At 72.6% G+C, this 26383-nt stretch carries 21 protein-coding genes; 9 read left to right on the forward strand and 12 right to left on the reverse strand.

Translation table 11 applies throughout. The features are described 5' to 3' along the window. The first annotated feature begins 191 nt into the window (after positions 1–191). From AMK10_RS05130 to AMK10_RS05150, 5 genes are read left to right on the forward strand one after another with little or no spacing between them, the layout of a single operon-like run. Positions 192–3170, forward strand: coding sequence for a sensor histidine kinase (locus AMK10_RS05130; RefSeq protein ID WP_073745169.1), 2979 nt, complete (start codon positions 192–194; stop codon positions 3168–3170). Then, complete coding sequence (locus AMK10_RS05135) at positions 3167–3646, forward strand: roadblock/LC7 domain-containing protein (protein WP_073745171.1); 480 nt, start codon at positions 3167–3169, stop codon at positions 3644–3646. The genes AMK10_RS05130 and AMK10_RS05135 overlap by 4 nt, the downstream gene beginning before the upstream one ends. After that, on the forward strand, positions 3643–4056 hold the full coding sequence (locus tag AMK10_RS05140; protein ID WP_073745173.1) for a DUF742 domain-containing protein: 414 nt from the start codon (positions 3643–3645) through the stop codon (positions 4054–4056). The genes AMK10_RS05135 and AMK10_RS05140 overlap by 4 nt, the downstream gene beginning before the upstream one ends. Then, the gene (locus AMK10_RS05145; RefSeq protein WP_073745175.1) at positions 4037–4687 is read left to right on the forward strand and encodes a GTP-binding protein; all 651 of its coding nucleotides are present in this window, start codon (positions 4037–4039) and stop codon (positions 4685–4687) included. The genes AMK10_RS05140 and AMK10_RS05145 overlap by 20 nt, the downstream gene beginning before the upstream one ends. Before the next feature lie 35 nt (positions 4688–4722). Beyond that, positions 4723–5961, forward strand: a complete 1239-nt coding sequence (locus tag AMK10_RS05150) for a styrene monooxygenase/indole monooxygenase family protein (protein ID WP_073745177.1) — start codon at positions 4723–4725, stop codon at positions 5959–5961. Positions 5962–6030: 69 nt separating this feature from the next. On the opposite strand, the gene AMK10_RS05155 is transcribed toward AMK10_RS05150, so the two are convergent. The 5 genes from AMK10_RS05155 to AMK10_RS05175 form a co-directional block, all read right to left on the reverse strand. Beyond that, on the reverse strand, positions 6031–7197 hold the full coding sequence (locus AMK10_RS05155; RefSeq protein WP_073745179.1) for a C40 family peptidase: 1167 nt from the start codon (positions 7195–7197) through the stop codon (positions 6031–6033). Between the two features lie 187 nt (positions 7198–7384). Beyond that, complete coding sequence (locus tag AMK10_RS05160; protein WP_073745181.1) at positions 7385–9997, reverse strand: outer membrane protein assembly factor BamB family protein; 2613 nt, start codon at positions 9995–9997, stop codon at positions 7385–7387. Positions 9998–10086: 89 nt separating this feature from the next. Further along, the gene (locus tag AMK10_RS05165) at positions 10087–10362 is read right to left on the reverse strand and encodes a hypothetical protein (RefSeq protein ID WP_073745183.1); all 276 of its coding nucleotides are present in this window, start codon (positions 10360–10362) and stop codon (positions 10087–10089) included. 24 nt (positions 10363–10386) lie between these two features. After that, entirely contained in the window at positions 10387–11148 is a 762-nt protein-coding gene (locus AMK10_RS05170; RefSeq protein WP_073745185.1) for a TetR/AcrR family transcriptional regulator, read from the reverse strand. Between the two features lie 35 nt (positions 11149–11183). Next, entirely contained in the window at positions 11184–12119 is a 936-nt protein-coding gene (locus tag AMK10_RS05175; protein WP_073745187.1) for an AurF N-oxygenase family protein, read from the reverse strand. Positions 12120–12308: 189 nt separating this feature from the next. On the opposite strand from AMK10_RS05175, the gene AMK10_RS05180 reads away from it, so the two are divergent. Together AMK10_RS05180 and AMK10_RS05185 are read left to right on the forward strand one after the other, a co-directional pair. After that, complete coding sequence (locus AMK10_RS05180; protein ID WP_073745189.1) at positions 12309–13421, forward strand: ferritin-like domain-containing protein; 1113 nt, start codon at positions 12309–12311, stop codon at positions 13419–13421. A 63-nt stretch (positions 13422–13484) separates the two neighbouring features. Further along, entirely contained in the window at positions 13485–14375 is an 891-nt protein-coding gene (locus tag AMK10_RS05185) for an ADP-ribosylglycohydrolase family protein (RefSeq protein ID WP_073745191.1), read from the forward strand. Between the two features lie 24 nt (positions 14376–14399). Here AMK10_RS05185 and AMK10_RS05190 read toward each other — a convergent pair whose 3' ends face one another. The 6 genes from AMK10_RS05190 to ligD form a co-directional block, all read right to left on the reverse strand. Continuing rightward, positions 14400–15470: an amidase family protein gene (locus AMK10_RS05190; protein ID WP_073745193.1), complete on the reverse strand. Its 1071-nt coding sequence runs from the start codon at positions 15468–15470 to the stop codon at positions 14400–14402. A gap of 46 nt (positions 15471–15516) precedes the next feature. Continuing rightward, entirely contained in the window at positions 15517–16974 is a 1458-nt protein-coding gene (locus AMK10_RS05195) for a peptidoglycan D,D-transpeptidase FtsI family protein (protein WP_073745195.1), read from the reverse strand. Then, positions 16971–18359 carry an FtsW/RodA/SpoVE family cell cycle protein gene (locus tag AMK10_RS05200; protein WP_073745197.1) on the reverse strand — a complete coding sequence of 463 codons (1389 nt, stop codon included), beginning with the start codon at positions 18357–18359 and terminating at the stop codon, positions 16971–16973. Before AMK10_RS05200 ends, AMK10_RS05195 begins: the two co-directional genes overlap by 4 nt. Positions 18360–18442: 83 nt before the next feature. After that, a complete protein-coding gene (locus AMK10_RS05205; protein ID WP_073745199.1) occupies positions 18443–18760 on the reverse strand; it encodes a zinc-ribbon domain-containing protein in 318 nt (105 codons plus the stop codon). Then, positions 18757–20883 (reverse strand): HEAT repeat domain-containing protein, encoded by a 2127-nt coding sequence (locus AMK10_RS05210; RefSeq protein ID WP_073745201.1) that lies wholly within the window; start codon positions 20881–20883, stop codon positions 18757–18759. Before AMK10_RS05210 ends, AMK10_RS05205 begins: the two co-directional genes overlap by 4 nt. A gap of 172 nt (positions 20884–21055) precedes the next feature. Further along, positions 21056–21949: a non-homologous end-joining DNA ligase gene (ligD, locus tag AMK10_RS05215; RefSeq protein WP_073745203.1), complete on the reverse strand. Its 894-nt coding sequence runs from the start codon at positions 21947–21949 to the stop codon at positions 21056–21058. A 59-nt stretch (positions 21950–22008) separates the two neighbouring features. On the opposite strand from ligD, the gene ku reads away from it, so the two are divergent. After that, positions 22009–23079, forward strand: coding sequence for a non-homologous end joining protein Ku (ku, locus tag AMK10_RS05220; protein ID WP_073745204.1), 1071 nt, complete (start codon positions 22009–22011; stop codon positions 23077–23079). A 30-nt stretch (positions 23080–23109) separates the two neighbouring features. Here the strand turns inward: ku and AMK10_RS05225 are convergent, their stop codons facing one another. After that, positions 23110–24744, reverse strand: a complete 1635-nt coding sequence (locus AMK10_RS05225; protein ID WP_241839474.1) for a hypothetical protein — start codon at positions 24742–24744, stop codon at positions 23110–23112. A gap of 322 nt (positions 24745–25066) precedes the next feature. Between AMK10_RS05225 and glyA the strand changes: the two genes are divergently transcribed. After that, on the forward strand, positions 25067–26383 hold the full coding sequence (glyA, locus tag AMK10_RS05230) for a serine hydroxymethyltransferase (protein WP_073745206.1): 1317 nt from the start codon (positions 25067–25069) through the stop codon (positions 26381–26383).

Raw genomic sequence — 26383 nt, forward strand, 5'->3', positions numbered from 1 at the left:
GGGGAGACTTGTTCGCCAACTCCGGAGTGATGTTCACTCCTTCGAGTGGCGGAGCGGTTGATGCACGGCCCCCTCTCAAAAGCGCTGGAATGGTCGGAAGCCGTACGGCGCCCATAAGGGTGGGGTGTCCATTTAAGTGACCGTGCGTCACCTCTGCTTCAAGGGCGGACGAGTCAAGATTGCGAGCACCGGTGCAGAAGAAGCGGCCTCGGAGCAAGGACAGCACGCGCGAGGAGTCCGGGGCGACGCCTCAGGCAGCGGGTGCCTCCAAGCGGACCGTGAGGGTACGCAGCCGGCTCGTCGCCGGCGTCGCCGTCGTAGGGATCACCGTCATAGCCGCAGGCGCCCCTGCTGCCCTCGGCGCCTCATCCGATCTCAACGAGTCCCAGAGCCTGGTGACGCTCGCCGAGCTGAACCAGCAGGCGATCACGCTCGCGCATTCCCTCGCGGACGAGCGCGACGAGGTGATCGCGCGGATCGCGGCCGGCCGCGGGACCGATGACACCGCCGAAGGCTCCACCAGCCCCGCGGTCCGCGTCGACCAGCAGGTGGGCGAGATCCGGGAGGCCGCCCCCGCGGCGCTGCGCCGGGACCTCTCCACCATCCCCTCCATCCGCCGCACCGCGCTCACCGGCAAGGGCTCGGCGATGGACGCCTATCAGGCGTACTCCGAGGTCATCGCGAAGCTCCACGGCCTCGCCGACGAGCTCGCCGGGAAGACCCCGCCCCGGGCCGCGGACGCCACCCGCGCCCCGCTCGCCCTCGGCGGAGCGGTGGAGCAGGCGGCGGCCACCCGGGGGCTGCTGCTGGCCGCGCTCGCCGTGCCCGGCACGGAGCCGCAGGAACCGCAGATCGACCCGTTCACCGGACTGCCCGTCCAGAGCCAGGACGAGGGCAGCGACGAGGACGACCGCAACCGCGACGAACTGAGCGCCGCCGCGCAGCAGGCCCGGGTGCGCGAGCTCGCCTCCCTCGCCGAGTTCGACCAGGCGGCCGGGACGCCCGCCCGGGACAAGCTGAGCTCCACGGTCACCGGCTCCGACGTCACCCAGGCGGAGAAGTACCTCACCCGGCTCACCGACCGCCCGGAGCTGTCCGACTCGGACCGCGCGACCGACCCCGAGAAGCTCGAAGCCGCCCTCTCCGCCCGGATCGACCGCATGCGCGGTGTCGAGTCCGCGCTGGGCACCGCGCAGGTCCAGCGCCTCGAAGGGCTGCGCGACGACGACGTCACCGCCCTGGAGCTGCGCCTCGCCCTGCTCGGCGGCTGCCTGCTGATCGCCATCGGCGTCTCCACCGCCGTCGCCCGGACCCTCACCCAGCCGCTCGCCGTCCTGCGGATCGGCGCGGGGCGCATCGCCGCCGACCCCGAGACCGCCGAACCGGTCCGCTACACCGGACGCAACGACGAGTTCGCCCAGGTCGTACGGTCCATCAACGCCCTGCACGGCAAGCTGCACGGGCTGCACCACGGCGTCACCGGTCAGCTGGAGAGCCTGCAGACCGAGCGCGGCGAACTCATCGCGGGCCGGGAGGCCCTCACCCTCCAGCGGGCCGAACTCCAGGTCCGGGTCGCGGAACTCGGCGGCCAGCTGGAGCGGCTGAGGAACACGGTCCACCACACCTTCGTCAACCTCTCGCTGCGCACCCTGGGCCTCGTCGAGCGTCAGCTCGGAGTCATCGAGGGGCTGGAGGAGCGCGAGCAGGACCCGGAGCGCCTCGCCACGCTCTTCAAGCTCGACCACATGGCCACCGTCATGCGGCGGCACAGTGAGAACATGCTGGTCCTCGCGGGCACCGAGCACGGCCAGGGGCATGCGAGCCCGATCCCCCTCGTCGACGTACTGCGCGCCGCCGTCAGTGAGATCGAGCGCTACGAGCGGGTCACCATCCAGTCCCTGCCGCCGCACGCCCAGGTCGCGGGCTTCGCCGCGGACGACCTGAGCCACCTGGTCGCCGAACTCCTCGAGAACGCCACGTCCTTCTCCCCGCCCGACTCCCATGTCGAGCTCTCCGGCTGGCTGCTGGAGACCGGGGAGGTGATGCTCTCCGTGCAGGACGAGGGCATCGGCATGTCGGCGGTCCGGATGAGCGAGCTCAATGCCAGGCTGGCGGACCCGGCGTCCTTCGAGGCGGGCGAACAGGCCGCTGACGGGGCCGGGCTGGGTCTTCAGGTGACCTCGCTGCTGGCAGCCCGCCACGGCGTACGGGTTCAGCTGCGCGAGCAGAAGGGGAGCGGGGTGACAGCGGTCGTCGTCCTTCCGCAGGCCCTGCTGCCCAAGGCGCCGCCCGCGGCATCCCCGCCGCCCGTGCAGATGCCCGGGGACGCGCCCACGCTGAACCTCCCGGGCTCGGTCGCCGAGGCCAACTCCAACGCCCTGCCCGCCCGTTCGTCCGGGTCCGGTGGCGATCCGCTGATCGCCGCGGCCGAGAAGACCCTGCGCGAGGCGGGACCGGCCGCGACCGAGGCGGCCCCTGGCCCCGCGTCCGCCCCCGAAGCGCCGGAAGCGGCCCCGGCGCCGGCCGCCGGGGCCACGGCTCCCGTGGAGTCCGAGGCCGAGACCACGATGCAGGTCCGGCTGCCCCCGCAGCAGAACACCGAGCCGAGCGCCCCGCCAAAGGCGCCGAGCCCGCAGACGCAGGCCCCGGACGCCCAGGCCCCGGACGCCCAGGCCCCGGAGGCCCGGAGCACGTACCCCCAAGGACCGGACGCGCCGAGCCCGTACGCGCAGAGCCCTGACCAGCCGAGCCCGTACGCCATCGGCCCCGACCGCCATGAGCGGGCCGCCGACGCCGGCCCCGTGACGGCACCCGCCGCCCCCGCGGCCGACGCCCTGCCGGGCCCCCGGCAGCCGCTGACCGGCCTGGGCGAGGAAGTGCCCGACCCGGCGCCCTCGCCCGCGCGCCTCACCGACAAGGGGCTGCCCAAGCGCACTCCCAAGATCGTGGCGCCGCCCTCGGCCCCGGCCACCGAGCGCAAGGGGACCCTGGACAAGGAAGCCCTGCGCCGCAGGCTCGGCGGCTTCCACCAGGGCGCCAAGGACGGGCGGCGCGATGTCGAGGCGGAGATCGCCGAGAGCGCCCCACAGACCGACCAAACCGAGCTGACCGACCGTAACGACGGTCGAATCGATGAGACGGGGGACACAGTCGAGGAGGCACGCAGTTGACTGCGCCCAGCACATTCGGGCTGAGCACCGAGGCCCGGAACCTTCACTGGTTGCTGAGCAATCTCGTGGAGGAGGTGCCAGGGGTCCACTCGGTCACCGTCGTCTCGTCCGACGGACTCATGCTGCTCTCCTCGGACCCCGGTCTCGCGTCGGCCAGGGCGGCGGGAGGCGAAGGAGGCCCGAGGGGCTCCAGCGCCGACCTCGCCACCATCGTCTCCGGCATCGGGTCCCTCACGATCGGTGCCGCCAAGCTGATGGACGGCGGCGGCGTCAAGCAGACGATGGTCGCGATGGACGAGGGCAGCGTCTTCGTCATGTCGATCAGCGACGGTTCCCTGCTCGGTGTGCACGCCACCCCCGACTGCGACATGAGCGTCGTCGCCTACCACATGGCGCTCTTCGTCGGTCGTGCAGGACACGTACTCACCCCCGAACTCCGCAGTGAGCTGCGCAAATCGATGGAGAGCACCCAGTGACGTCAGCTGCTGAACCCGTACGAAAACTCCCCGTCAGGGGCGCCGACCGCAAGGCCGCACGGGTCCGTCCCTACTCCCTCACCGGCGGCCGCACCCGCTTCGGGCACGTCCTGCTCGTGGAGACCTTCGTCGCCGCGCTGGAGGCTCCCGAGGAGCGCCGCGAGCTGACGAACGGCAATCTCGCCTCGCGCGTCATGCCGGAACTCCGCGCCATCGTCGAACTCTGCCGCCGCATGCGTACGGTCGCCGAGATCTCGGCCCTGCTCAAGATGCCGCTCGGTGTCGTCCGGGTGCTGCTCAGCGACCTGGCCGACCAGGGAAAGATCCGCGTGTACGGAACCGGTCATGGAACCGGCCAGCCCGACCGCGCGCTGCTCGAAAGGGTGCTCAATGGACTCCGCCGTCTCTGAGGCGCCGCTCTTCACTCCGCGCCGGCGGGACGCGCAGGAAGCGCCCGCCGATGCGGTCCAGGCCTGGCAGCTCGACCACACCCGTGCGCCGATCGCGACGAAGATCGTGGTCGCGGGCGGCTTCGGCGTGGGCAAGACGACATTCGTCGGCTCGGTCTCCGAGATAACCCCGCTGCAGACCGAAGCGCTGATGACGCAGGCCAGTGAGGAGACCGACGACCTCACGGCCACTCCCGACAAGGTCACCACGACCGTCGCGATGGACTTCGGCCGTCTCACGCTCGACGATGACCTCGTCCTGTACGTCTTCGGCACCCCCGGTCAGCAGCGCTTCTGGTTCATGTGGGACGACCTGGTGCGCGGCGCGATCGGCGCCGTCGTCCTGGCCGACACCCGGCGGCTCGCCGACTGCTTCGCCGCGCTCGACTACTTCGAGAGCTGCGGCCTGCCGTACATCGTGGCCGTCAACCACTTCGAGGGATCGCCCGGTTTCGAGGAGAGCGACGTCAGGGAGGCCCTGACGGTACCGCCGCACGTGCCTGTTGTGATCATGGATGCGCGTAAGAGGATCACGGTTGTCGAGTCGCTGCTCGCCCTGGTGGGCCACGCGCTCGACGTCGCGCCCGAATAGACACACGCACCCAGTACACGTAACGGAGAACCGCGATGCGGAAGATACTCATAGTCGGAGCCGGCCAGTCCGGTCTCCAGCTGGCCCTCGGACTCCAGTCCCGAGGATATGAAGTCACCCTGATGTCCAACCGCACGGCGGACGAGATCCGGTCCGGCCGGGTCATGTCGACGCAGTGCATGTTCCACACGGCTCTCCAGCACGAGCGCGACCTCCAGCTCAACTTCTGGGAGTCGCAGGCCCCGCAGATCGAGGGCGTCGGTGTCTCGGTCGCCGGACCGGACTCCTCGCGCGTCATCGACTGGGTCGGCAAGCTGGACGGTTACGCGCAGTCCGTCGACCAGCGGGTGAAGATGGCCGGCTGGATGGAGACCTTCGCCCAGCGCGGCGGGCAGCTCGTCATCCACGGTGCCGCCGTCTCCGACCTGGACTACTTCTCGCGCACGTACGACCTGGTGATGGTCTCGGCCGGCAAGGGCGAGCTCGTCTCCATGTTCGGCCGGGACGCCTCGCGTTCGCCGTTCGACGCCCCGCAGCGTGCATTGGCCGTCGCCTACGTGCACGGTCTGGGCCCCCGCCCGGAGCACCCGGAGTTCGACGCGGTGCGCTGCAACCTGGTCCCGGGCGTCGGCGAGCTCTTCATCATGCCGACCCTGACGACCTCGGGCCGCGCCGACATCCTCTTCTGGGAAGGCATCCCCGGCGGCCCGCTGGACGCCTTCCAGGGCATCAAGGACCCCTCCGAGCACCTGGCGAAGACGCTGGAGCTCATGGAGCAGTTCACCCCGTGGGAGTACGCGCGGGCCACCAAGGTCGAACTGACGGACGCCAACGCCACGCTGGCGGGCCGTTACGCCCCGACCGTCCGCAAGCCCGTCGGCAGGCTGCCCGGTGGCGGTCTGGTGCTCGGTGTCGGCGACGTGGTCGTGGCCAACGACCCGATCACCGGCCAGGGTTCCAACACCGCGTCCAAGTGCGCGCACTCCTACCTGCACTCGATCCTCGAACACGGCGACCGTCCGTTCGACGAGGAGTGGATGGAGGCCACGTTCGAGCGGCACTGGGAGAACACCCAGCACGTCGTGAAGTGGACGAACGCGATGCTCGGCCCGCCGCCGGAGCACGTGCTGAACCTCATCGGCGCCTCCGGGCAGCTCCAGCCCGCCGCCGACCGGTTCGCCAACGGGTTCAACAACCCCGCGGACTTCGACAACTTCTTCTTCGAGCCCGAGAAGACGAACGCGTACCTCGCCTCGCTCACCGGCGCCGCGTAGGACCACGGCCCTCCGGGACACGTGGTGATCCGTGGGCCGTCCTCGGACGGCCCACGGACGGCCCGGCCCTCACGCCTCCGGCGCGTCGTACCCGTCGTCCGTCCCCGTGCGGGCGTCCTCGGGGAGCTCCGGCAGCGTGTACGCGCCCAGGGGTTCGGCCCCCGGGTCCGGGCGGACCGCGCCCAGCAGCGGGTTCGAGGCGAGGGGGGAGACCTTCACCTTCGCTCCGGGCCTCGGCGCCTGCACGACGAGGCCGTCGCCGATGTACAGCGCCACATGGGTCGCCTTCGGGAAGTAGACCACCAGGTCCCCGGGGCGCAGCGACCCGACCGGGACCCTCGGCAGCTCCCGCCACTGCTCCTGCGAGGTCCGCGGAATCGTGAGCCCCGCGTCCGCCCAGGCCTGTGAGGTGAGCCCGGAGCAGTCGAAGGAGTCCGGCCCCTCGGCCCCCCAGACGTACGGCTTGCCGATCTGCTCGATCGCGTACGCGACGGCCTCCCCGCCCTCCCTCGACGGCGGCCGTACGGAGCTGAGCGCCCCCGAGGCGGTCAGCGCGTCCTGGGCCTCGCCGATGTTCTTCTCCTCCAGCGCGGCCACCGCGGCGAGCTGTTCGTCCGACAGCGAGGCCAGCATCGCCTCGATGCCCTTCAGCCGGGTCTGCACGATGTCCCGCTGCTGCTTCTGCCGTGCGGCCAGCACCCGTTGCTTCTCCCGCACGGCCCGGGACCTGGCCGCCAGCGTCTCGGCGTGCTTCTCCGCGCCGGTGAGGCGATCGACCACGGCGGCCCGGCCCGCCTGGGCGCGCTCGATGACATGGCTCTGCTCCAGGGCGCGCGACGGGTCGTCGGCGAGCAGCAGCCGCAGATAGACGGAGAAGTCGGTGCTGCCCTGGTACTGGTCGCGTGCCATCCGGCCCGCGTCCCTGCGGCCGGACTTCAGAGCGGCGCGGGCCTCGGTGAGCTCTGTGCTGAGCTTCGCGGCCTCGGCGGTCCGCTTCCTCAGCTCCTCCTCGGTGCCGTTGTGGAGCTCGCCGGCCTCCTCGGCCTGCTGGTAGAGCGTCTGCAACTGCTTCAGCAGCCCGGCGACGCTTCCCGGCGCGGCCCCGGCGAGGCTCCCCGACTCCGTCCCGGCGGCCGGTGCGGGCTCCGGGCCCGCGGGTTCGGCGACGGCCGGGCTCGCGGCGACGACCGCGGCCAGTGCCGCCGTGCAGAGGGTTCGCGCGAGTCGGCCTGACACGACATCACCTCCGGTGACGAAGGCGATGCCGAATTAATCGGAATAGCCTACAAGTGGTCGGATGTCATCCATCCGGTCACTCGGTGCCGTGTGATGCAAGGACCGTCCGGCGCGCCGCCCGGGCCACGCCCCGAACGGCGGACGCCCGGGCGGGCCGACGTCGGCCGGGACCCGGGACCCGGGAGGGTCAGTCCACGGGGAGCGCGTAGAAGGCCCTCTCCCGCTGGACGACCGCGGTCTTCTTCGAGGCCAGCACCCGGTAGGGGGCGCTCACCGTGGCGCCCTTCGGGTCCTGGGCCCCGATGTCCTGGAACTTCCACAGCCGCCGCCCGTCCTCGGCGGCGAACGCGGTCACCTGCGTGGTGTCCGCCGCGAGCAGCGTCTTCCCGCCCCCGCCGAGGGTGAGCACGGGCGCGCCGCCGCCGAGCGGCACCTCGGTGGACCGCCGCCAGAGCAGCCGTCCCGTGGCCCGCTCGACGGTGCCGACCTCCTGGTTGCGGTTCGTGATGTGCAGCAGCGTCCCGGCGGGCATCGGCGACCCGAAGACGGACGATGCGGTGCCGTTGAGCGTCCAGACGGGCTTGCCCGTGCCCGTCTCGAAGGCCTGCAGATCGTCGCCGACCCCGGCGTAGAGCCGGCCGCCCGCGTCACCGGCGACCCCGGCGCCCGGTGCGACCGTGCCGAACTGCCGGTTCCACAGCAGCTTTCCCGTGGTGCGGTCGAAGCAGCGGAAGAACGCCCTGCCCTTGGCCGCCGTGACATCGGCGGGGGTGAGCGTGGCCGCGTCCTGGCGTACGACGAGGTCGGCGTCCCGTACGGCGATGAGCCGGTAGGCCGGGGTGCCGGGTGCCCGGCCCGCCGGGACGGCGATGCGCCAGAGTTCCTCGCGCCGCGCGATGTCGTACGCGAAGAAGTAGGCCTTGGCCACCTGTGTGTCCTTGCCGGGCTTCTTGCCCTTCTTCGGCTTCGGCGCCTTCACGGTGACGATGTGGGAGCCGGTGAACCAGAGGACGGAGCCCGACAGTCCGGTGACCGGAGCCACCTTCATGCCGGGTACGCCGGTGAACTGGTCGGCGTAGCGCACCCGGTGCCTGATCCGCCCGTCCTCGGGAGACAGCCAGAGGAACTCGGCCGGGGTCGCCAGGAAGCAGAGTCCGTCGCTCGTCGCCAGGACGGTCTGGGCGCCCGCCGCCTCGGCGCGCTCCCAGCGCTTGCGGCCGGTCCTCAGGTCCACGGCGGTCGCGCCTTCCGCGTCCGTCACAACCAGCAGGTCGTCCCGCCACAGGCCCGCGGTGAGCGGGGCGGGCCCGGAGGCCGGGTGGGTGTAGATCCACCGGGGGTCCGGCGCCCGGCCGGGAGCGGTGAGGCGGGGCTCGGCCCCGGGCTTGTCGTCGGCGGCGGCAGCGGGCTCGTCGGACCCGACGGCGGACACGGCGGCCCCGCCCACGAGCAGCCCGGCCGCCCCGGCGGCGACGGCGGTGAGCAGCGCCCGCCTGCTGGCGGCGGGGGCGGGCTCGGGGGCGGGCTCGGTGGCCGGTGCGGCGCCCGGCAGGGGCTGGGGCAGCGGGGCCGGCGCACCCCCCGGCGCGGCGGTGGCGGGGTAGGCGTAGCCGTACGGCCCGGAGGGTGCCGGGGCCGGGGGCAGGGCGGGGGCGGGCGCCTGCGGGGGTACGGCGCCGGGGAGTTCACGGGGGAGCGCGAGCTGGGCGGTCGCCCGGTCGGACTGCGGTGGGCGCGCCCCGGTCCCCAGGAAGCGGGTCGTACGGCTGTCCTCGCCGATGTCGCCGGTGCTCTCCGAGGAGGTCTTGCCGGCCTCGGGGGAACCAGCGTGTGCGAGTTCCGCGCCGGCCGTACCGTCCCCGGGTGCCGCGTCGTCCCCGGGCACCTCGTCCTGGACCGGCTCCTGGACCGGCTCCAGGGCGTGGGCCCGCGCCGACTGGTCCGCCAAGGCCGCCGAGAGCGTCGCGGGGAGCCAGCCGCCCTTCGCGAGGCCCGCGGCGCCCTCCAGCGCCAGCTCCGCCGCGACCGCTCCCGCGCCGGGCCGGTCGGCCGGGTCCTTCGCCAGGCAGCTCGCGATCAGCGCCCGCAACTCGTCGGGTACGGCGCCTAGTTCGGCCGAGCCGTGTGCGATCCGCTCCGCCGCCCCGTCCGCGGGCCCCTCGGCGAGCGGGGTCGTCCCGGTCGCCGCGTATGCCAGGAGCAGGCCCAGGACGAACAGGTCGGACGCCGGGCCCACTTCCTTGCCCGCGACCTGCTCGGGGGTGAGATAGCCGAGCCGCACCGAGAGCTGCCCGCCCTCGCGCGCCTCGGCGTGGACCGCCGCGCCCAGCGGCCCGAACGCGGTCAGCCGGGGCCCGTCCTCGGCCAGCAGCACCGTCTCCGGCGCCAGCCCCTGGAGCACCGACCCGGTGGCGTGCACCCGGGAGAGGGTCTCCGCCAGGCCCGCGCCCAGTATCCGCACGGCACGCTCGGGCAGCGGACCGGCGAAGCCGATCGCCTCGGCGAGGGTCACCGCGGGCACGTACGCCGCGGCCGTCCACAGGGCGTCGTCCTCGGGTGCGGCGAGCGGCGGCTGCACCCAGCCCCCGGCCAGGCGTTCCGCGATGCCCGCCTCGGACCGGAAGCGGCGCCCGAAGGCGGGTACGGCGGCGAGGGCGGGCCGCGCCGCGGTCACCACGGCGAGCTCGTCGCCCTCCGCGCCCCGGGCGAGGAAGTGCACCGCGCTCGCACTCTCGCGCAGGCGTGCCAGCGCGGTGTACGGGCCGAAGCGGCGTGGATCGTCCTGACGCAGCGCCTCCATGGCGCACCCCCCTTGTGACCGTGCCCGTGCCCGTGCCCGTGCCCTCGGCATCTGACCGTCGATCTTACGGGCGGCGGCGCGCCGGCCGCTCAGGACTCGCTGCGGGGCTTGGTCCAGGGCCACTTGGGCGTGAAGCGCTCGCGTCCGCCGGGCACGAACTCGTAGAACCAGCCGCGCTGGATGCCGAGCCGCTTCGAATATCCCGCAGGGGTGCGCCGGTAGGCGTACACGGTGGCGGGGCCGCCGTCGGCGTCCGGCACCGGGACCTCGTACCACTTGGGGGGATGGCCCGTCGGCCCGAGCAGGACGGGCAGCACCCGGCCGTCCAGGGGGCCGCCGCGGAAGGACGTGTTCTCACTTTTCACCGGGCCAGTCTGACCCAGGAGGGGTCAGCCGGGCGGCAACAGGTGCGCCGCCCGGCCCGCCACCGGGATGATCAGCGTCGCGAGCCGTCCGGCGGGGCCGTCGGCGGTCTCCTGGTTCAGCAGGTCCGTCACCACCACCGCCGTCTCCTCGTCCGAGGCGGCGGTGGCCGCGAGCAGGGCCATCAGATGGTCCACGAGCCAGCCCCGCAGGTCGGCGGCGGCCGGCTGCTTCTGCTCGTCCAGCCAGATCAGGGACGCCGCCTCCACGGCGGCGATCCAGGTGCGCACCATCATCCGCAGCCTGGGCCCCGCGGGTGTCAGCTCCGGCCCGCTGCCCCGGCCGAGATGGAGCAGGATCTGTTCGGCCGCCGACCTGCGCACACCGTCCACGATCGCCGTCGTGCGCGAGGTCTCGGCCACGCTGCCGCCGCGCAGCAGCGCGCTGAACCCGGCGTCGTGCTGGTCGACGAATCCCAGATAGCGGTCCAGGACCCGGCCCACCCGCTCCGTGGGGGGACCGGCCTCGGGCTCCGAGAAGCAGAGGGTCAGCTGCTCGGCGGCCGACCCGAGCGCCGCCTCGTACAACTGCTGCCTGCCGCCGGGGAAGTAGCGGTAGACCAGCGGCCGGGAGACCCCCGCGGCGGCGGCCACCTCGTCGATCGACACGTCGTCCGGCGCCCGGTGGGCGAAGAGCGTCAGTGCGGCGGCGAGCAGTTGCGCACGGCGTTCCTCGACACCGAGCCGACGGTAGGCGCGGGCCGGCGGTGCTGCGGGTGCGGACGTCATACTCCGAAGCCTAAGCGGTGCCTCCGCCAACCCCCTCAGGCCAGCAGTCCCGAACTCCTCCACAGCCTGCGCCCCATCCCGTTGAGCACCCCGATGTCGTCGAAGAAGTCCGTGAGCCGCTTCGCTCCCGTCTGCATGACCTCGGCGCGGTGGCCGCTCGCCTTCACCTGGGCGACGGCCTCGTGGCGGTTCAGCCCGATGTTGTCGTACACCTGCGGGTTGACGAAGCAGACGGAGAAGACGCGGGCCGCCTCCCCGGAGCTCAGCCTCGTCATCCGGCGTTCCCAGGCGGGCGCGGTCACCATCTGGCGGCGCAGCTCCTCGCGTGCGTACCGCACATGCCGTGCCTCCTCGACGACGTGGATGCGGGTCACTCCGCGTATGAGCGGCTGGACCCGCTCGTCGGGGAAGGTGAGCCGCTGCATCCAGTCGAGGATCTCCTCGCCCAGCAGCGTCGCGGCGAACGAACCCGGGGTGGTGGAGACGGTCTTCAGCACCCGCGCCAGGTTGTGGTAGCGCGGCGGCACCGGATAGCTGGGGGCACCGCCCCACTCGATCATGCGGGCGAACATCATCGAGTGACGGCACTCGTCCGCTATCTCCGTGAGCGCGTAGCGCACGTGCTTGCTCGTCACGGACTTGTCGTAGATGTGCCGCACCAGCAGCTGCATCAGGATGATCTCGAACCAGATGCCCAGCGAGGCCAGGGACGCCGCCTCGTGGCGCGACAGCTCCATCCGCTGTTCCTCGGACATCTTCCGCCACAACGGGGTGCCGTAGAGCGAGACCAGCTCCGGCGGCCAGAACCACTTGCCCTCCTCGACCGGGGAGTCCCAGTCGAGGTCGGTGTCCGGGTCGAAGGAGTGCTTGGCCGAGGCTTCGAGAAGACGGACCGCGACCTGCTCGCGGTCCTTGAGGGGGCCGAGCGCGTCGCGCAGCACCTGGATGTCCTCGTCGGTCACTGGCGTCATGGCTGAGGCACCTCGCAGAAGGGGTTACCGGCGGTCAACTTCGTGCTCATGGACGATGAGACTGCCTGTCAGCAAGCCAGTCAATCCCCTGTGCGCGACTTGTTGACTGTGCGTCTACCAACGTGTGAACCTGCCAACTGACGTCAGCACCACGGAATGCACGATCCTCGCCAGGCGAAGGAGCTGTCCGTGTCGACACACGACCTCTACATCACCGCGCCCCCCGCGCCGACATGGCAGGTCCCTGCCTCAGGCGCCGCCCGGTTCAGCTGGGACTACGACGACGGCCGCGAACGCCTCCTTGCCCTCTACCAGAAGGGCAAGGACAAGCAGTGGGACGGCAACAAGCGCATCGACTGGAGCCTGGAGGTCGACCCCTCCGACCCGCTCGGCACCCCGGACGAGGCCCTCACGCTCCACGGGACCCCGCACTGGGCGAAGATGACCGAGCGGGACAAGGGCGAACTGCGCAAGCACTACACCTCGTGGCAGTTCAGCCAGTTCCTCCACGGTGAGCAGGGCGCGATGGTCTGCGCCGCGCGGATCGTGGAGTCGGTCCCCGACCTGGACGCGAAGTTCTACTCCGCGACCCAGACCATGGACGAGGCGCGGCACGCGGAGATCTACGGCCGCTTCCTGCACGAGAAGGTCGGGATGCTCTACCCGATCAACGACAACCTCCAGGGCCTGCTGGGCGACACCCTGCGCGACTCCCGCTGGGACATGCCCTACCTCGGCATGCAGGTCCTCATCGAAGGGCTCGCGCTCGCGGCCTTCGGCATGATCCGCGACACGACGACCAAGCCGCTGCCGAAGCAGATCCTCGCCTACGTCATGCAGGACGAGGCCCGGCACGTGGCCTTCGGGCGGATGGCGCTGCGCGACTACTACAAGCAGCTGAGCGACGCGGAACTGCGCGAGCGCGAGGAGTTCGTCATCGAGGGCTGCTACCTGATGCGCGACCGGCTCAGCGGCGTCGAGGTCCTGGAGAACTTCGGCATCGGCAAGCAGGAGGCCAAGGACCTCTCCGAGCACTCCGAATACCTCCAGCTCTTCCGCAAGCTGCTGTTCAGCCGGATCGTCCCCTGCGTCAAGGACATCGGCCTGTGGGGCGAACGGCTCCAGAAGGCGTACGTCGACATGGGCGTCTTCGAGCTGGGCGACTCCAGCCTGGACCTGCTGATGGCCCAGGACGAGGAGATAGCCGAGCAGCTGGACCGGGACCGCTTCGCGCAGGAGGAGCAGGCCCGCGTGGCGGAGGTCGAGGAGGCGATAGCAGAGGGCGGCGCCACACAGGACTGAGCGCGGTGGCCGGCCCGGGGAAAAGGAGATGTACGTCCCCGGCGGCGCGGACAGGATGGGGGCATGAACTCGACCACCGGCACAGGGGATCGCACGGCGGCGCGGCGCAGCCTCGAAGCGCTCGCGCTCGGGGACGCCTTCGGGGAGCGGTGGTTCCCGCTGTTCAGGCCGCCTCGCCAGGCGTACGCCGAGGTGCGGGCGCGCCGCACCCCGCACGAACCCGTGTGGCACTGGACCGACGACACCGCCCTGGCGCTGGCCCTGCAGCGGGTCCTCGACGAGTACGGGCAGGTGGAGCAGGACCGGCTCGCCCTGTACTACGCCCTGGCCTACGACGCGGACCAGGCCCGGGGATACGGGCACGGCATGCACATGCTGCTGCCCGCGCTGCTGTCCTCGCCGGCGGACTGGCGCACCCTGGCGCCCGGACTGTTCGACGGCGGCAGCCTCGGCAACGGCGCCGCGATGCGCGTCGCGCCGCTCGGGGCCCGCTTCCACGCCGACCTCGGTCATGCCGCAGAGCAGGCCACGCTCTCGGCGGTCGTCACCCACTCCCATCCCGAGGGCGTGGCCGGGGCGGTGGCGGTCGCGGTGGCGGCGGCGCTCTCGGTGCGCGGCGAACTGGAGCTCGGGGCGGTCGCCGAGCGCACGCCCGAGGGGGCGGTGCGCGACGGGCTGCTGCGCGCCGCGGAGGTGCCGTTCGCCACGGAGCCCTGGAAGGCCGCCGACCTCCTGGGCAACGGGCAGCGGATCAGGGCCGACGACACGGTGCCGTTCGCGCTGTGGACCGCCGCCCGGCACCCCGGCGACCTGGAGGCCGCCCTCTGGGCGACCGCGGAGGGCTTCGGGGACGTGGACACGACGTGTGCCATCACCGGGGGCGTCGTCGGGGCCGCCACGGGGGTGGACGGCGTACCGGCCGAGTGGCGCGCACGGAGGGAACCACTGGACTGAGCCGGGCGGGCGCACGAAGGCCGGTCAGCCGGCCCCGCGCGGGCGTGGCGCCGGAAGGACGCGCTCCATCGCGCGGGCCATGCCGAGCAGCGCCGCGTCCGTGCCCCGGCGGGTCACCAGCTGGAGGCCGGCGGGGCAGCCGTCCGGTGTGAAGCCGGCGGGCAGGCTCGCCGCCGGATGGCCGCTGAGGTTGAACGCCCAGGTGAGGGCGGTGGAGTAGACGTCACCCGGCCCCTCGTGGCCGTGCGGCGGGGTGGGCGCGACCGGGCTGAGCAGCAGGGGCACCCGGGCGAGGAGGGCGTCCAGCGCCCGCCCGTCGGCGCCGTCGCGCCACTGCGCCGAGGCCGTCCGCCCCGCGCGCACCGCCTCCCAGGCCCGCGCCGGGTCCGTCAGCGCGCAGGAGCCGGGCAGCAGACGCACCGTTCCCGCGGCCACCAGCCGGTCCACCGCCTCCCGCGTCACCCGGGCGACGTCCGGGTCGACGGTGGCGAAACCCAGGTCCGGGCTGTAGACGGCCGGAACCGGGAGCCGTGCGGGCCGTGGCTCGTATCCGTCCAGGACATGGCGGAGGAAGGACTCCGCCCGTGCGGCCGAGCTCGCCAGCACACCGGGGGAGGCGAGGCCCGTGCGGTCGGGGGAGGGCAGCAGTCCCGTCGTCGTCTTCAGGCCGAACACCCCGCACCAGGCCGCCGGGATGCGTACCGACCCCGCGCCGTCGCTGCCCGTCGCCAGCCCCACCATGCCCGCGGCGACCGCCACCGCCGATCCGGCCGACGAGCCGCCCGGAGTCCTGTCGGGCCGCCAGGGGTTGACCGTACGGCCGTGTGCGCCCTGCCCCCAGGTCTGCCATGCCGTACCCGGGCCGGGCACCGAGGTCGCGCCGACGGGGATGCCGCCCGCCGCGATCAGCCGTCCGGCGGCGTACGAGCGGATGCCGGCACGGCCCTTCACGGCGAACGGCAGTCCCGCGAGCGGCAGTCGGGACGCTCCCTCCGCCCGGCGCCGCGCCTCCTCGTGCCAGACCTCCGTGAAGGCGCGCAGCTCCGGGTCGAGCGTGTCGATCCGGGTGAGGGACGTTTCCAGAGCCGATGTCATGGGACCCAGTCTCGGCTGCCCCGGCGGCGGCGCCCGGGGACCGGTCTCAGTCCGCCAGCGCCGCCTCCATCACCGCCCTGGCGATCGGGGCCGCGTTGCCGCCCCCGCTGATGTCCGCCCGGTTCGCCGACGCGTCCTCCACGACCACCGCGACGGCGACCGCCGGGCGGCCGGTGTCCGGCGCCTGCGCCCAGGAGATGAACCAGGCGTACGGCGTACCGGAGTTGTCGACCCCGTGCTGGGCGGTGCCCGTCTTGCCGCCGACGGTCACGCCGTCGATCGCCGCGTTCGTGCCGGTGCCGCTCTCCACGACCTCGACCATCATCCGCTGGAGCTGCTGCGCCGTCGCCGGGTTCATCGCCCGGTCGTACGAGTCGGGGCCCGGGCTGCGGACCGTGTCGCCGTCGTCGGTGGTCACCCGGTCCACCAGCTGGGGGCGCTTGAGATCGCCGCCGTTCGCCACCGCCGAGGCCACCATCGCCATCTGGAGCGGGGTCGCCGTCGTGTCGAACTGCCCGATCGAGGACTGCGCCAGCTGGTCGTCGCTCATGTCCGAGTCGAAGTTGCTGCGGGCCACCCGGGACGGGATCTTCAGGTCGTTGTCGTTGAAGCCGAACCTGCCGACCGCCTCCAGCATCCCGTCCAGCCCCACCTGGACGCCGAGATGGGCCATCACCGTGTTGCAGGAGACCCGGATCGCCTCCGCCAGGGACGCCTTCTCGCACCCCCTCGCCTCGTTGGGCAGTGTCGTCGAGGTGCCCGGCAGGACGTACGGGGACGGGGTGTCCGTGTCCGCGTCCGGGTCGTTGACCACCCCGGCGTCCAGCGCCGCCGCCGCCGTCACGATCTTGAAGGCGGAACCGGGCGGATAGGTCTGCCGGATGGCCCGGTTGAGCATCGGCTGACTCGCCGAACGGTTGAGCCGTGCCCATGCGTCGGTCACGGCGGAACCGGTCCCCGAGAGGACCTCCGGGTCGTACGAGGGTGAGGAGACCAGCGCCAGGACGCGCCCGGTGGCCGGGTCCAGGGCGGCGACCGCGCCACGCCTGCCGTCCAGGCCCTCGTACGCCGCGCGCTGCACCGAGTCGTCGATGGTGGTGACGACGTTCCCGCCGGGCTGGCGGCTCCGGGTGATGTCGCCCCAGAGCGGCAGCGGGGCCAGGATCGGGTCCGTGCCCGAGAGGATGCCGTCCTCGGCGTTCTCCAGCAGCGTGGTGCCGTACGTCTGCGAGGCGTAACCCGTCACCGGCGCGTACAGCGGGCCGTGCCGGTAGGTGCGTTCGTACGCCAGCTGCTCGCCGGTGTCCTTCGAGCCGGTGACGGACTCGTCGCCGACCACGATGTTGCCGCGCGGCTGGTCGTAACGGTCGATCGTGGTGCGGCGGTTGGCTGAGTTCGAGTTGAGCTCGTCGGCCTCGAAGAGCTGGACGCGGGCGGCGTTCGCCAGCAGGGCGACGAGCAGCAGCAGGCAGAAACCGGCGGCGCGCCGGATGTAGGGGATCACCGCGCCTCCTCGGCGGCCGTCTCCCCGGCGGGCGGGCCGGGGGAGGGACCGGCCGGGGGATCGGGGGTGCGGGCGACGTCGCTGACGCGGATGAGCAGGGCCACGATGATCCAGTTGGTGACGACGGACGAACCGCCCTGGGCGAGGAACGGCATCGCCATCCCGGTCAGCGGGATCAGCCCCATCACGCCGCCCGCGATCACGAAGACCTGGAGCGCCAGGATCGAGGCGAGGCCGATGGACAGCAGCCGCCCGAACGGGTCCCGCAGCGCCAGGCCGGCACGGAAGCCGCGGGCCACGAGCAGGGCGTACAGCAGGAAGATCGCGGTGAGCCCGGCGAGGCCGAGCTCCTCGCCCGCCGTGGCCAGGATGAAGTCGGACTTGGCGGCGAAGCCGATCAGGATCGAGTGGCCGAGCCCGAGGCCCGTGCCGAGCATCCCGCCCGCCGCGAAGGCGAAGAGCGACTGGGCGAGCTGGCTCGGCCCCTCGCCCGCGTCGATGGTGGCGTACGGGTCGAGCCAGTCCTCCACCCTGCTGTGCACATGGGGTTCGAACGAGCCGACGGCGAAGGCGCCCGCGGCGGCGAGGAGCAGCCCGACGGCGATCCATCCGGTCCGCCCGGTGGCCACGTACAGCATGATCACGAAGAGGCCGAAGAAGAGGAGCGAGGTGCCGAGGTCACGTTCGAGGACGAGGACGCCGACGCTGAGCAGCCAGATCGCGACGATCGGCCCCAGCACCCGGCCGGTGGGGAGCTGGAGCTTCCAGATCCTGCGGCCGGTGTAGGCGAGGGCGTTGCGGTTCGCGGCGAGGTACGCGGCGAAGAAGACGGCCAGCAGGATCTTGGCGAACTCGCCGGGCTGGAAGGAGAGGCCGCCGATCCTGATCCAGATCTTCGCCCCGTTCACCGCGGGGAAGAAGATCGGCACGATCATCAGCACGAGCGCGGCGGCGACCGAGAGGTAGGCGTAGCGCTGGAGCACCCGGTGGTCGCGCAGCATGACGACGACGGCGATGAAGAAGGCGACCCCGAGGGTGGACCAGATCAGCTGCGTCGTCGCCGCCTGGTCCCTCGGGGTCTCCAGGTCGAGGCGGTAGATCAGCACCAGCCCCAGCCCGTTGAGCAGCACGGCGATGGGCAGCAGCAGCGGGTCGGCGAAGGGCGCGCGGAAGCGCACCGCGAGATGGGCGAGCAGGGCGAGGAGGCCGAGCCCCGCGCCGTAGCCCGCGACATCGGGAGGAACGGCGTTGTTCCGGGCGAGGCCGACGGCGGCGTAGCCGTAGACGGAGATGAGCACGGCCCCGATCAGGAGCGAGAGCTCCACCCCGCGCCGCTTGGGCAGGCGTAGCGCGGGCGGGCGTGCGTCCGCCGTCGTTGCGGTCATGCCCCGCAACGTAGCAAGAGGCGGGTGTTATTTCCCTTATGTCAGCTTCGTGGCACTCCTCGGCCGGTGATCCCGGGTGAGGGTCAGCGCTGGTAGGGGTTCTGGCCGGGCGGCGCGTAGCCGGGCTGCTGCTGACCGGTGCCGTACGGATTGCCGTCCTGCCCGCCCTGGGCTTGCGCCAGGAGCTGGTCGGCCTCCTCCTTCTGTATCTTCCGCTCCCCGCCGCAGAAGGTGCACTGGGTCGTGTACGTCGTGGAGAACGGGAACAGCGGCACGAAGAACAGCGTGAACTTGGTGACCCGCTTGCGCAGGGTGTGCGCGGCGGGGTTGCCGCACCAGCCGCACACCATCGTCAGGACCGCCAGCTGATGGATGTATCCCCGCGTACCGAAAATGATCATGATGTGGTTCCTCTCCCCGTCTCTCCCGGAAGTGCCCGCCGGCAGAGCGCCAGCAGCTTCTCGTCCTCATAAGTGTCGTGACTGCCGTATCCGCCGTCCATCGCGTTGTGACGGCGTACGGAGAGGAGCTCGGCGCGCAGCACCCGTTGCGCCTCCGGGCCCGCGCCGGCCGCGCCCATCCGTGCCAGGCACTCCGCGACCCTGACCCTGACGTGACGGTTCTGCTCCCACGCCGCGAGGAGCACCGGCACCGCCTCGGCGGTCCGGCCCGAGACCTCCCACAGGGCGCTCGCCGCCTCGACCCGGAGCCACAGCTCCTCGTGCTCCAGCAGCGCCAGCAGCCGGGGCGCCGTGGCACCCGCGCGCGGGCCCAGCGCGCCCAGCGCGCTCGCCGCCGCCCGGCAGTCGCGCACCTGCTCGGCCCGCAGGCCCTCGGCGAGCACCGGCAGCACCACTCCGGCGTCCCCGGTGACCGCCCACAGAGCCTCCGCCGCCTCGGTCGCCGCCGCGGTCCCCGGCCGCCGGATCAGCCGCCGGAGTTCCGGAACCGCGCACTCCGCGGCCGGCCCGAACGCGCCCAGCGCCCGCAGCGCCGCGGTGCGCAGCCACTCGCCCCGGTACTCGGGAGCCCCCCGCAGCACCCGCAGCACCTCGGGAGCGGCCTCGCCCGCGCGCAGCGCCGTCAGCCCGCAGAGCAGCGGACTCGCCCGGTCGTACGCCCCCTCGTCGAGGCCGACCTCACCCAGCCTGCGGCGCAGCACCCCGGCGAGCGGGGCCGCCCCGTCGCCCAGGCAGGTGATCGCGAAGCCCACGTCGTGCGGGACCTCGGGCCTCTCCAGGGCCGCCGCCAGCGCCGGAAGCGCCCGTACGTCCCCCAGCCTGGCCAGCGCCTTCACCGCCGAGCCCAGCCCGGGAGGCCCGCTCGCCCACTCCTTCACCCACGACCCGGGATCCGCCGCCACCCGCCCGGCCAGGGCGTCGGCGGCGGGAGCGGCCAGGCCGAACAGCTCCTCCAGGACGTGCGAGGCGGCCTCCGCCAGCCGGGGTTCCGGATCGGTGAGCTGTACGCCGATCAGCCGCACCAGCTCCTCGTACGCACCGCGCCAGGCCCGGATCAGCCCGCTGCTCATCCGTACGGCGTCGATGCGCTGCCAGGGGTCGGGGCTGCTCAGCTGGTCCGTCAGCAGCGCCGTGCGGTCCGCCACGCGGTCGTCCAGGCCGACGTGCAGGGTCCGCAGCAGATCCGCGGCCCACGGGGCACTGCGTCCGGCGGACTCCTCGGCGGACAGCTCACGCAACTGCCCCACCAGCGTCGGAGCGGCGACCCGGTCCGCCGCGGCCTCGTCGCCGCCGGGCGGCTGTGCGGCGGACGGCTCCGGACGGGCGGGTCCGGAGCGCAGCTCCCGCAGCAGGCCGGACACCACCCGCACGACGTCCCCGGGCAGCGCGTCGGGGGCGCAACGGGCGAGCTGGGCGAGGGCCGCGAGCCGCAGTCCGGGCGGATAGGCCTCGGCGGCCAGCCGGCTCAGCCAGTCCGCCGCCTGCCCCGCCAGCCCGCGGTGGCGCAGGGCGATCCGGCCGGCGGCCTCGACGAGGGCGAGCCGCACCTCGTCGTCCGCCTCGGAGGGCAGCCGCTCCCGCAGCAGCGTGAGCACCCTGGCCGGCCGGGTGTGCAGCGTGGCCAGCGCCAGCGGGGCGGCGAGACGCACCCCCGGGTCCTCGTCCGCGACGAGCTCGAAGAAGACCGGCGAACCCGCGGACACGGCGGCGGCCGCCATCGCGTAGTTCGCCACGCCCTCGATCTCGTCCTCGTCCAGCTCGTCGAGCCCGTCCTCCTCCTCGTCCAGATCGATGCCCCCGATGCTGGTCAGCAGCTCCACGATGCCGCCCCGGTCGCGTATGCCCGGGTCCACGGCCAGCTCGAAGAGGAACGGGATGCAGGCGAGCGTGCACGCGTACACGTTGCCCTGGTGGTGGACCGCGCCGTACATCCCGTCGAGCGCGCTCTCCCGCTCCGCCGGATCGGCGGACGCGAGTCCGTACAGGAGGCCCGGCACGTCGTCGGCCGGACCGTAGGCATGCTTCATCGAGGCCCAGTCGACCTCGTCGATCCCCGTGAACACGCCACGCCCTCCCCGTGTCTTTCCTCTGCGCCCCGGACCTGGCGGAAAACCATGTCCACGAAGCAGCGTCTGCGCAGAGTGTGCACCACGGCCAGGACAATCCACCCTCCACTTGCGGCCTTTCCTCGGCGTGCCCCGGTGCCTGTGAAGAGGCTGTGCGCATCCCGTCCGCTCAGTGCCCGGGAAGGGGCCTCGCCTGCCCGGGATCGGTCAGCGGCCCGAGCAGATCCCCGTGCCTCTCCAGCCGCGCGGCCATGTCGCCGGCCACGAAGACCAGCTCCTCCGGCGCTCCGCAGGCCTCGATCTCGTCCCAGGTGACGGGCGCGGAGACGGTGGGACTGCCCTTCGCCCGCAGGGTGTACGGGGCGGCCGTCGTCTTGGCGGCGGCGTTCTGGCTGAAATCGACGAACACCTTCCCGGGCCGCAGCGCGCGCGTCATCCGGTGCACGGCCAGTTCGGGCAGCGCTCCCTGCGCCTGGACCGCCAGCTCCCTGGCGTACGCCGTCACCTCGTCGGAGGGGGTGGGCACCAGGGGGACCAGCAGATGCAGCCCCTTGGAGCCGGAGGTCTTCCCGTACGCGGAGAGGCCGTCCGCCGCGAGCCGCTCGCGCAGCCAGAGGGCCACCACGCAGCACTCGACCGCGCTCGCGGGTGGCCCGGGGTCCAGGTCGAAGACCATCCGGTCGGCGACGGCGGGGGAGTCCTGCCGCCACTGATGGGTGTGGAACTCGACCACCAGATTCGCCGCCCACATCAGCGAGGGGAGGTCCTGCGCGAGCACCTGACGGGCGCCCGGGTCGTCGCTGCGCGGCACCGGGGCGGTCCGCACCCAGTCGGGCGTACCGGGCGGCGGGTTCTTGGTGAAGAAGCGCAGCCCTTCCGGGCCGTCCGGATAACGCAGGAAGGAGAGCGGGCGGTCCCGCAGGTGCGGCAGCATCACGTCCGCCGCCGTGGCCGCGTAGTAGTGCAGCACCTCGCCCTTGGTGGTCCCGGTGGCCGGGTAGAGCACCTTGTCGAGATTGCTGAGCGCCAGGCGCCGCCCCTCCACCTCCGTGATCGGCGTCATACGATAAGAATCACACGAAATCGTACGGATGCAGTCATGGCGGGCGTAAGGGGTGAACGGTGAGGTCCATCTGGAACGGCTCCATCTCGTTCGGACTGGTCAGCATCCCGGTCAAGCTCATGAACGCCACGGAGAACCACTCGATCTCCTTCCGGCAGATCCATGTCGCCGACGGGGGCCGTATCCGCTACCACAAGGTCTGTGAGCTGGACGAGGAGGAGATCCCCGCCTGCGAGACCGTCAAGGCCTACGAGGACGCCGACGGCACCGTGATCCCGGTGACGGACGAGGACCTCGCCTCGCTGCCGCTGCCCACGGCCAAGACGATCGAGATCGAGGGATTCGTGCCCCCGTCGGCGATCGACCCCCTCCAGCTGGACTCGGCGTACTACCTCTCGGCCAACGGCGTGCCGGCGGCGAAACCGTACGCCCTGCTGCGTGAGGCCCTGAGGCGCAGCGGGAAGGTCGCCGTCGCCAAGTACGCGCTGCGCGGGCGGGAACGGCTCGGCATGCTGCGGGTCGTCGACGACGTCATCGCCATGCACGGCCTGCTGTGGCCGGACGAGATCCGCGCCCCGGAAGGCGTCGCCCCCGATTCCGGCGTCAAGATCCGCGACGCCGAACTCGACCTGGCGGACGCGCTGATGAACACCCTGGGCGACGCCGACCTGGACGCGCTCCGCGACGACTACCGCGAGGCCGTCGAGGAACTCGTCACGGCGAAGGCGGCCGGTGAACCCGTCGGTGAGGCGGAGGGCGAGGAGCCCGAGGGCAAGGTCATCGACCTGATGGCGGCGCTGGAGAGCAGCGTGCGGGCGGCGCGGGAGTCCCACGGGGAGGGCGAGGGACACGAGGGCGAGGTGGCGGACGTCCACCCCATCGGGTCCCGCCGGGGCGGCGCCGCGAAGAAGTCAGGGGCTTCGGCGAAGCGGGCGGCACCGAAGAAGACGGCGGCGAAGAAGACCGCACCGAAGAAGGCAGCCGCGAAGAAGACGACCGCGAAGAAGGCCACGGCCAAGAGGACGACGGCGAAGGAGAAGGCGGGCAGCCCGGCGGCCACGGGGGGCGCCGCGAAGAAGGGGGCCGCGAAGAAGACCGCCGGGGGCGCGCGGAAGCGCACCTCGGCCTGACGCGCGCCCGCGCAGGCCGAGGCGCGTGCCTCAGGAAGCGGACGTGGGCTTCAGCAGGTCCGGCAGCGTGGGCAGGTCCAGTCCGAACTCGTCCCGCTCCACGACATACGTGCAGCTCGTGTACGTGTAGCCGGGAGCGACCTTCGAACCCGAGGTGTAGTTGTCCACGGCCGTCGTCGCGTCCGTACCGCGCTTGTACAGGAAGTGGTAGTCGCCCGCCGGGAGCCGCAGCTTCGCCCTGGGGTACGACGTGCCGCTCGCCTTGCAGGCACGTGCGGCGCCGGCGGCCTCGCTGCTGTACCGCTCGCAGCCGCCGCAGGCCTTCAGCTTCACCGTGCCCGTGACCGGCCCCGTGTAGAGCACCTCGACGTCGTTGGGCGCGTCGTTGCTGATGACGAGCTCCATGCGCGCCCCGCCCGGCCTGCCGCTCGGGGGCAGCCGCTTGCCCGCCGCGGGACGGTCCTCGGCTATCTCGGCCGCTATGGCGATGTTCCGCGCCTGCTGACGGCGCCCGTCGTCCTTGTAGGTGTCCGCGAAGTCCGTCAGGGTCGTCCGCGCCTCGGTGAACTCCTTCTCCTTGAACTCGTCCACGCCGCAGGCGAACACACCGTCCCGCACCCCGGCCTCGGCCTGCCGCTCCAGGGTGGGCACTGAGGTCTCGGGGAGCTCCGCGACGAGGGTGCGCGTCCCGCGCAACTGCTCGGTCACGGTGCAGGGTTCCGCGTCCTTCAGGCCCGCGACCTGCTGCCGTATCGTCGCGCTGACGGCCGGGCCCACCTGCCCGGCCTGCGAGGACTCGGGGAAGGTGCGCAGCAGCGTGCCCAGCTCCTCGCCGCCCGAACTCGTGCCCGTACCGCCGAGGCGGGAGACACCGCAGCCGTACAGCGACTCCGCGAGCGGGGTGTCCGGGTAGCCGGCGAGATCACCGAGCAGCTTCCGGTCCACGGTGCGCGGCAGCGTCCGCAGATAGGTCAGGGGATCGATCGCCTCGCAGTGCTGCTTCGCGCTGTACGGCGTGGCCACGGCGGCGTAGTACGCCTCCAGGCGCTCGGGCACGAGCGCGGCGGCACGCGAGCCGGGATGGTCCTCGCCCAGCCCCCGGTAGAGCGTGAGCGCGTGGCCGTAGTCCGCCTTGGAGAGCGCGAACGGGCTCTTCGCCGCCTTCGCGACCAGATCGTCCCCCTCCTTCAGCCGGTCGAGCAACTCCTGCTCCACCGCCTCGTCCCGCGCGGAACCGTAGGCGAAGGTGCCGGCGACCGGGACGGCCAGGAGCAGCAGTCCGAGCGCCCCCGCCAGGACCGGCCGGAGCCACCGGACGGTGTCCGCGCGCCAGGCGATGCGGGCCGCGTCGGCGGCGACGAGGACGAGCAGCAGGAGATAGACGGCGACCAGCGCTGCGGGCACGCCGTCCGGGTCGGCGGGCAGGGCGACGAGCAGGAAGACCGCCGTGGCCGCCCAGCTCACCGCGGCCCTGCGCCAGTTGCTCACCAGGACATGGCCGAGCCCCAGTCCCGAGAGGTTCAGCAGACCGGCGGCGACGGCGCGCGTCGCGGCCCCGGGCGGCGGCGGGCCCGCCGCCGGAGGTGCGGCAGGGGGTGGCTGGAAACCGCCCCAGGTGTACTCGACTCCGGGCTCCTGCCCGGACCCGGGTCTGGACTCGGGCATCCCCGGCTGATCACGTGACTCCATCACGGCCCCCCCACCGCCGAACCTCGTCAGGTCGCCGGGAAACTGCCCAGTTTCGTACCCGTTCACTCTTCCTTGCGGATGTCCGGTCGGATTGGCGGGAAAGATCCCCTGGGCGCTCCGCCCCGAACGGCCCACGGCACGCTGTCGGATCGGCCCGCCGCGCAGTAAGGTGCCGAATGCCGCGACTGGCGCGCACCCCGCGGGGTGCTCCGTGGAACCGACCACGAGGGAGCGGCACACTCCGGGCACGCCCGGGGCGTCATCGCCGGAGGGCCGTCCGCCTGGGCATTCCGGGTCCATGTCGCCCCCGTGCGACCGACCCGGGAGGAACCCCGTGGCCGTACAGCCGTCCGATGCCCGCCGCCCCGCTCTGAAAGCCGCCGATCCGGAGCTCGCCGCTCTCGTGAACGCCGAGGAGCGGCTCCAGGCGGACACCCTGCGCCTGATCCCCAGCGAGAACTACGTCTCCGCCGCCGTGCTGGAGGCGTCCGGCACCGTTCTCCAGAACAAGTACTCCGAGGGCTACCCCGGAAAGCGCTACTACGAGGGCCAGCAGGTCATCGACCAGGTCGAGACGCTCGCCGTCGAGCGCGCGAAGGCGCTGTTCCGCATGGAACACGCCAATGTGCAGCCGTACTCGGGCTCCCCGGCCAACCTCGCCGTCTACATGGCGTTCCTGGAGCCCGGCGACACCGTGCTCGGGATGTCCCTGCCGATGGGCGGCCACCTGACGCACGGCTGGGGTGTCTCGGCGACGGGCAGCTGGTTCCGGGGCGTGCGGTACGGGGTGCGCCGGGACACGGGGCGCATCGACCTGGACGAGGTGCGCGACCTGGCGCGCGCCGAGCGCCCCAAGCTGATCTTCTGCGGCGGTACGGCCGTGCCCCGCGTCATCGACTTCGCCGGGTTCGCCGAGATCGCCCGCGAGGTGGGCGCCGTGCTGGTCGCCGACGTCGCCCACATCGCGGGGCTGATCGCCGGTGGCGCGCACCCCTCGCCCGCCCCGTACGCCGACGTGGTGTCCACCACCACCCACAAGACCCTGCGCGGGCCGCGCGGGGCGATGCTCCTGACCACGGCCGAGCACGCCAGGGCGGTGGACCGGGCCGTGTTCCCCGGGCTCCAGGGCGGCCCGCACAACCAGACGACGGCCGCCATCGCGGTCGCGCTGAAGGAGGCGGCGGGGGAGGACTTCGCGGCGTACGCCCACCAGGTCGTCGCCAACGCCCGTGCGCTGGGCGAGGAACTGGCGGCACGCGGCTTCGACCTCGTGTCCGGCGGCACGGACAACCACCTGCTGCTGGCCGACCTCACGGGCAAGGGCGTCTCCGGGAAGATCGCCGCCAAGGCGCTCGACCGGGCCGGGATCGTCGTCAACTACAACACCGTTCCCTACGACCCCCGTAAGCCCTTCGACCCGTCCGGCATCCGCATCGGCACCCCCGCCCTGACGTCCCGGGGCATCCCCGTCTCCGAGATGGGCGCGGTCGCACAGTGGATCGATCTTGTGGTCGATGCCGCTCGTACAGGTGACGAAGCGACCGTTTCCAAGGTCCGCGACGAAGTCAGGACGATGATGGACGCCTATCCGGCGCCGGGTCTCCCCCTCGTCTGA

Source organism: Streptomyces sp. CB02058 (assembly GCF_001905505.1).
Classification (GTDB): Bacteria; Actinomycetota; Actinomycetes; order Streptomycetales; family Streptomycetaceae; genus Streptomyces.